This is a genomic window from Kitasatospora sp. NPDC059795 (assembly GCF_042732175.1).
GTDB lineage: Bacteria > Actinomycetota > Actinomycetes > Streptomycetales > Streptomycetaceae > Kitasatospora.
Genome location: NZ_JBHWID010000001.1, coordinates 317,992 through 323,991, shown reverse-complemented (window position 1 = coordinate 323,991; position 6,000 = coordinate 317,992). Strand labels below are relative to the sequence as shown.

7 protein-coding genes and 1 pseudogene are annotated in these 6,000 nt (G+C 73.2%); 4 read left to right on the top strand and 4 right to left on the bottom strand.

Translation table 11 applies throughout. The features are described from left to right. From ACFV4P_RS01530 to ACFV4P_RS01520, 3 genes and pseudogenes are all read left to right on the top strand, one after another. Positions 1-387, top strand: a pseudogene (locus tag ACFV4P_RS01530) (hypothetical protein); the annotation flags it as partial. A gap of 106 nt (positions 388-493) precedes the next feature. Further along, positions 494-1,120 carry a YbhB/YbcL family Raf kinase inhibitor-like protein gene (locus ACFV4P_RS01525; RefSeq protein WP_380466102.1) on the top strand — a complete coding sequence of 209 codons (627 nt, stop codon included), beginning with the start codon at positions 494-496 and terminating at the stop codon, positions 1,118-1,120. A 107-nt stretch (positions 1,121-1,227) separates the two neighbouring features. After that, positions 1,228-1,878: a transcriptional regulator gene (locus ACFV4P_RS01520; protein ID WP_380466100.1), complete on the top strand. Its 651-nt coding sequence runs from the start codon at positions 1,228-1,230 to the stop codon at positions 1,876-1,878. On the opposite strand, the gene ACFV4P_RS01515 is transcribed toward ACFV4P_RS01520, so the two are convergent. From ACFV4P_RS01515 to ACFV4P_RS01500, 4 genes are all read right to left on the bottom strand, one after another. Continuing rightward, positions 1,875-2,423 carry a GNAT family N-acetyltransferase gene (locus ACFV4P_RS01515; RefSeq protein ID WP_380466098.1) on the bottom strand — a complete coding sequence of 183 codons (549 nt, stop codon included), beginning with the start codon at positions 2,421-2,423 and terminating at the stop codon, positions 1,875-1,877. The genes ACFV4P_RS01520 and ACFV4P_RS01515 overlap by 4 nt on opposite strands. Next, positions 2,416-3,261, bottom strand: coding sequence for a nucleotidyltransferase domain-containing protein (locus ACFV4P_RS01510; protein WP_380466096.1), 846 nt, complete (start codon positions 3,259-3,261; stop codon positions 2,416-2,418). The genes ACFV4P_RS01515 and ACFV4P_RS01510 overlap by 8 nt, the downstream gene beginning before the upstream one ends. 77 nt (positions 3,262-3,338) lie before the next feature. Further along, positions 3,339-4,784: an endo-1,4-beta-xylanase gene (locus tag ACFV4P_RS01505; RefSeq protein ID WP_380466094.1), complete on the bottom strand. Its 1,446-nt coding sequence runs from the start codon at positions 4,782-4,784 to the stop codon at positions 3,339-3,341. A gap of 258 nt (positions 4,785-5,042) precedes the next feature. Then, a complete protein-coding gene (locus ACFV4P_RS01500) occupies positions 5,043-5,549 on the bottom strand; it encodes a GNAT family N-acetyltransferase (protein WP_073816409.1) in 507 nt (168 codons plus the stop codon). A gap of 188 nt (positions 5,550-5,737) precedes the next feature. Between ACFV4P_RS01500 and ACFV4P_RS01495 the strand changes: the two genes are divergently transcribed. Next, positions 5,738-5,932: a hypothetical protein gene (locus tag ACFV4P_RS01495; protein ID WP_014134294.1), complete on the top strand. Its 195-nt coding sequence runs from the start codon at positions 5,738-5,740 to the stop codon at positions 5,930-5,932. Positions 5,933-6,000: the final 68 nt, after the last annotated feature.

Here is a 6,000-nt window from a genome sequence, read left to right as displayed (position 1 = left end):
CCCGCACGGACTGGCCCGCTGCCCACGGCGCACTCCGTCCTCGGCCACCTCTTCGACCGCCTCGACCCCGACCCCGCCGCCGCCCCCAACGCCCACGTCCTGCGCCGCACGCCGCCCGCGCAGTCCGCCGACGCCGTGCTGGCCGGCGGCCTCGCCATGCCCGCCTTCGGCCAGGCCGGCGCCGAGCTGCTCCGCACCGATCCCCTGTCCCTGGCACGGCAGTTGACCACCCCGACGCCCTACCTCAACGGCCGCTCCGATCTGTCGCTCCGGTCCGGTGAGCGCCGCTTCCACGCCGCCACCGCGCACTCCGCCTGTTCCGCACCCCGACCGGTTCGCCGCCCTCGTCCGCCGCGCCCACCGCACCCTCGTCCCGCCCGGCGTTGACCCGCGTCGTCGGTGTCCAAACCCTTGACCATTCGGCGATTGGCGGCTTAGCTGGCGGCCGCCCGATTCTCTGACGGGCCATCACATCAACGACACGGGGGTCACGTTGATCAGCTCTCGCCTGCCCGCGTTCCGAACGGCCGCCGTCGCGGCGGCCGCGCTCGCCGTCACCTGCACGCTCACCGCCGCCGCCCCGGCGAACAGCGCGGAAGCCTCCTCGCAGGCCCGCCTCACGCCGTTCACCCTGACCAGCCCGGACTTCCGCGACGGCGGCAAGCTCCCGCAGTGGACGGAGTTCGGCGGGCCGGGCTCCGAGGGCTCGTCCTGCCAGGGCAAGAACCTCGCGCCCCAGCTCGACTGGCGCAACGCGCCCGCCGGCACGGCCGGTTACGCACTGCTGGTGAACGACCCGGACGCCCCGCTGGCCGGCGGCTGGCACCACTGGGTGCTGTACGACATCCCGGGCTCCACGCACCGCATCGACGGCCACGGCCGGCTCCAGTTCACCCAGGGCACCAACAGCTTCGCCACCTACGGCAGGCCGGTCGTCGGCTGGGGTGGCCCCTGCCCGCCCGCCACCGGCCAGCCGCACCACTATGTCTTCACCCTGTACGCGCTCTCCACCCCGACGCTCCCCGCCGCGGACCTGACGTACGATCAGGTCACCGCCGCCATCGAGCCGTACGTCCTCGGCGCCACCAGCATCGTCGGCACCTTCCGCCTGCCCGCCTGACGCCGCCTCCCGCACCGGCCGTCCCCGGCGCGGCGCTCCCCCGGCCGCGGACACCCAGCTCTAGCATGAGCCGGGTGTCCGCGGCCGTCCCCGCAGGAGGTGCCCCCATGACCAGTGCACGGGACCTGTACGAGCGCACCGTCGCCGAACTCGCCCCCGCCGCCGCCGAGAACCGGCTGGTCGACCTGGTGGAGGCGGGCACCGCACCCGTCGAGGCGCTGCGACGGATCGCCGGCGAGGAGTACCGGATCATCCACAGCGACCGGCGCTCCTTCGCCCTCCTCGCCGCCCGCTTCGCCGACTCCACGCCGGCCTCCGCCGGGTTCTTCCTCGGCCTCGCCCAGGGCGAGGGCCAGGCCCTCGACCTGCTGCCGCCGTTCGCCGCCGCCGTCGGCCTCTCCCCCGCCGACCTCGCCGCCCACCGCCCGCGCGCGGCCGCCCAGACCTACCCCCACTACCTCGCCTGGCTCGCCCAGTCCGGCGCCCTCGCCGACACCGTCCTCGCCCTCCTCGCCAACTTCGGTTTCTGGGGCGGCTACTGCGCCCGCCTCGCCGACGCCCTCCCCCGCCACTACGGCCTCTCCGCCGAAGCCACCGCCTTCTTCCGCTGGTTCGCCACCCTGCCCCCCGACTTCGAACCCACCGCCCTCGCCCTCCTCCAATCCGCCCTCGACACCGGCGACTCCCCGGACGCCGCCCGCCACGCCGCCCACCTGATGCAGGCGTACGAGGCGTCCTTCTGGGCGGCGGTGCTCTAACCAGGGTGGCGTGCGGCGGTGCGGTACACCACCGTGCGGCGGTGCGGCCCCGGGGGTAGCGTCAGGTCGTCGAAGTCCACCGTCGGGTCGTGCGTCATGCCGAGGCGTTCCGCCACCGCGCGCGAGGGCGTGTTTCCGGCGGCGATCAGGGCGAGGATCTCCGGCAGCGCCAACTCCTCGAAGCCGTACCGGAGTACGGCCCGCGCAGCCTCCGTCGCGTAGCCGTGGCCCCACGCGTCGCGGTGCAGGCGCCAGCCGGCCTCGACGCCCTCGACCGGGGCCTCCTCGTCCACGGGGTCGAGCCCGGCGAAGCCCAGGAACCGCCCGTCGTCGCGGAGTTGGACGGCCCACCAGCCCCAGCCGCGTTCGGCGAGCTCGACGCGGAAGGCCTCCAGCGAGGCCGCGGCCTGGGCGCGGGTGAGGACGCTGCCGAAGTGCCGACGCACCTCGGGGTCGGCGTTCAACTCCGCCCAGCGGTCCAGGTCGCCGTCCTGCCACTGGCGCAACAGCAGCCTGGGCGTGACCAGTTCGACGAACTCAGCCATGCCGGGCCTCCCCCAGCACCTCGGCCGCCAGCGCCTCCGCCGCGTCCAGCACCGCGCCGAGCGCGTCCGGGTCGGCGGACCCGGGCGCGAAGACAGCCTGCGCCCGCCGCTCGAACTCCGGAGGTGCGCAGGCCAGTTGACCGGCCGAGGCGATCGCGCCCTTCTCGTTGACCAGCCACCGCCCGTCCCGCGCGTGCAGCGCGTGCACCAGCAGCCCGACCGCCCGGAACAGGCACCCCTGTACGTACGCGGCGTCGCCGCGCCGCGCGCCCTTGCGCGCGTTGGCGAGCGCGAACGGCACCTCCCACCCGGCTTCCGCCTCCAGCCGGCGCGCCAACTCGGCCGGGAATTCCCGCACTTCGGCCTGAAGATCCGCCAGTGTGCCGTCCTGCTCGGCGAGCACCAACCCCAGCGCCAGTTCGCCGACGTACGCGTAGGACGGCACACCGTACGGGTGCCCGGGTTGCGAGCCGCTCAGGTAGCGGCCGGCCCGGGCCTCTGCGGCGTAGTGGCGGACTCTGGCGACGTCCCGGTAGATCCAGTCCATCCGGACGCCGTCCAGATGCAGCCACCCGCCGCCGTCCACCCACGGCCCCCAGCCGCCGGGTTCGGTCACCTCGACGGGCCGGCCGCAGAGTTCGGCGGCGAGGCGGCGCAGCGCGGCGGTGTCCAGTTCGCCGGCCCGGTAGTACAGGCCGAGGTCGTAGTCGGATCCGGCGGTGTGCGCCCCGCGTGCCCGGCTGCCGCCGAGGCAGACGCCGACGATGCCGCCGATCCCGGCCAGCCGTTCGGCGATCCGCCGCAGTTCGGCTTCGCTCAGTTCGCTGTTCTCGTTCATCGCCGTCAGGATGCCGTACCGCGCCCGCCCTCGCGAGGAGGTTTCGTCCCGGCGGGCGCGGCCCGGCAGCCCGTGGCTCAACCGGCCGTGCAGGCAACCCCGTTGAGGGAGAACCCGGTGGCGGCGGCGGTGTTGCCGGTGTGGTCGGCGTTGAACCCGAAGCTGACGGATCCGCCGGCCGGGAGGGCCGCGTTGTAGGGCAGGTTGGTGGCGGTGACCTGCCCGCTCGCGGGGCTGACGGTGGCGTTCCAGGCGCTGCTGACGCTCTGCCCGCCGGGCAGGGTGAACTTGACCGACCAGCCGTTGAGGGCGCTGCCGCCGGTGTTGGTGACGGTGATGTTCTCGGTCAGTCCGGTGTTCCAGGCGCTGACCTGGGTGCCGACCTTGCAGCCCGACCCGCTGGGCGGGGTGGACGGCGAGGGCGAGGAGGACGGGGACGGGGACGGCGACGGGGAGCCCGCAGCGCCGCCGAGCGCGGTGGCGGCCGAGGTGTAGGAGGCCTTCGGCTGGTAGTTGTTGTCGTACATGGTGGCGGCGCCGTAGCCGCCGAACGCCCCGGGGATCCACGAGTCGGCGTCGCCGACGCCCCACTGCGAGACGCCCACACACCGGCTGACGGCCAGGCAGTTGGAGATCACCGTCGCGTAGTCGGTGGCCTGCTGGGCGAGGTTGGCGGCACTGGCGGGCACCTGCATCCGGTCGTCGAGTTCGGTGATGGCGACGTCGACGCCGAGTGCGGCGAAGCGCTGGATGTTGGCCTTCATGGTGCTGGGGACCTGGCCGACGATGAAGTGGCTCTCCAGGCCGACGCCGTCGATCGGCACGCCCTGCGACTTGAGCGAGGAGACCAGCTGGTACATGGCGTCGCTCTTCGCGTTGGCGCCTTCGATGTTGTAGTCGTTCAGGTAGAGCTTGGCGTTCGGGTCGGCGGCCCGGGCGGTGCGCAGCGCGTCGGCGATGTAGCCGCTGCCCATCGCGTTGTAGAAGGGGCTGGTGCGCAGCGAACCGTCTTCGTTGAAGGGCTCGTTGACGACGTCCCAGGAGTAGACCTGGCCCTTGTAGTGGGTGGCCTGGGTGGTGATGTGGTTCTCCATCGCGGCCTGCACCTGGGTCTTGGGCAGGTTGCCGACCCAGGACGGCAGCTGGCTGTGCCAGACCAGGGTGTGGCCGCGCACCCGCATGCTGTGGGCCTTGGCGAAGGAGACGATCTGGTCGCCGGGGCCGAAGTTGAAGGTGTTGGCGGAGGATTCGGTGGTGTCCCACTTCATCTCGTTGCCGGGGGTGACCATGTCGAACTGGGCGCCGGCGACGGCGGTGAGGGTGGAGTTGCCGAGGTCGGACTGGGTGACGGCGGTGCCGAAGTAGCTGCCCTTGGCCTCGGCGAGGTCGCGCAGGGGGGTGCCGGCGGCTCCGGCGGGGCCGCTGCCGAGAGTGGCGGCGGCCAGCAGTCCGCCGGCGGCGGCGACGGCGAGCGCCGCGAGGGCGCGCCCGCGCCGGCGTGCTGCGCGCAACTGTGCAGCCATGGTTCGTCCTTCCGGGGGGTGGGTGGGTGGACGGACCGTACGATCGGCCGCGCGCCCCGGGCAACGGACCGCCACCGCCGCTTCCCGGCCCCTCGACTCACCCGCGAACCAGGCCCGTTGGACCACCAGGGCATCCGTCCCCGCGCGGACCTGCGCCGACCTGCGCCGACCTGCGGCGGACCGGAGGAACGGCGAAGCGGCCGCCGCCCGGGTCGTCCGGTCCGGCGGCCGCTCCCAGTGGCCCTGCGGGTGCGAAAGTTACAGCGCGTCAGCGCCCGGTGCGGTGTCCCGGCCGACGAGTTCCTTGCCCATGCAGATGCTCTGCTCGTGGTCCTTGTAGTAGCCGAACTTGCGGATCTCGACGTACCCCTCGGAGGCGTACAGGCCGACCGCCTCGGGCTGCAGGGTGCCGGTCTCCAGGACCATCCGGGTACGGCCGGCGGCGATCGCGGCCTGCTCCAGGTGGTGCAGCAGGGCGCGGGAGTGGCCCTTGCCGCGGGCGCCGGGGACGACGTACATCCGCTTGAGTTCGGCGTCGCCGTCGCGCAGGCCGTCGGCGTCGCGCTCCTTGACCCGCCATCCGCCGCAGGCCACCGGCTCGCCGTCCAGGTAGCCGATCACGAAGAGCCCGGCGGGCGGGTCGAAGTGGTCGGTGTGCATGGCGGTCTGGTCGCCGTCGCCGTACCGGACGACGTACTCCTGCTGGACTTCGGCGGCGAGCTTCTGGGCGTCGGGGTGCCCGAAGCCGGTGGTGCGGATCTCCATGTCGGTCAAGGGTACGGGCCGCCGTCGGACGGTTGTCGGGCGGGCGGCCGGGTCGTCCGTGCGGGGGAGGCAGCCGTTCGGGCGGCCTTCGGAGATCCACCCGCTTGCCGCACACCATCATCTATTACTTTTTGTCACCATGAAGGCACTTTCTGTCATATTGTCCCCGCCCCCGTGAGGAGCATCCCGTGATTCTCTCCATCTCCGGCATCGTTCTGTTCGGCGTGATCGCCTTCCTGTTCTTCCGGCGGGACGGGCTGAAGATCTCCCATGCCCTGGTGTGCGCCCTGTTCGGCTTCTACGTCGCGGGTTCCTCGATCGCCCCGAGCATCCAGGCGGGCGGCGCGAGCCTGGCCAGCCTGATCGGCGGCCTCAAGTTCTGAGCGGTCCGCCGCCTCGCGGCCCGGGCGCGGAGATCCCACCGCCGCCCCGGGCCTTTTCGCCGACCCGG

What these genes read in the sequence shown, in the direction of transcription:
- ACFV4P_RS01520 (WP_380466100.1), top strand. Translation starts at nt 1,228, where the DNA reads ATGACCAGTGCACGGGACCTGTACGAGCGCACCGTCGCCGAACTCGCC.
- ACFV4P_RS01515 (WP_380466098.1), bottom strand. Translation starts at nt 2,423, where the DNA reads ATGGCTGAGTTCGTCGAACTGGTCACGCCCAGGCTGCTGTTGCGCCAG.
- ACFV4P_RS01510 (WP_380466096.1), bottom strand. Translation starts at nt 3,261, where the DNA reads ATGAACGAGAACAGCGAACTGAGCGAAGCCGAACTGCGGCGGATCGCC.
- ACFV4P_RS01505 (WP_380466094.1), bottom strand. Translation starts at nt 4,784, where the DNA reads ATGGCTGCACAGTTGCGCGCAGCACGCCGGCGCGGGCGCGCCCTCGCG.
- ACFV4P_RS01500 (WP_073816409.1), bottom strand. Translation starts at nt 5,549, where the DNA reads ATGGAGATCCGCACCACCGGCTTCGGGCACCCCGACGCCCAGAAGCTC.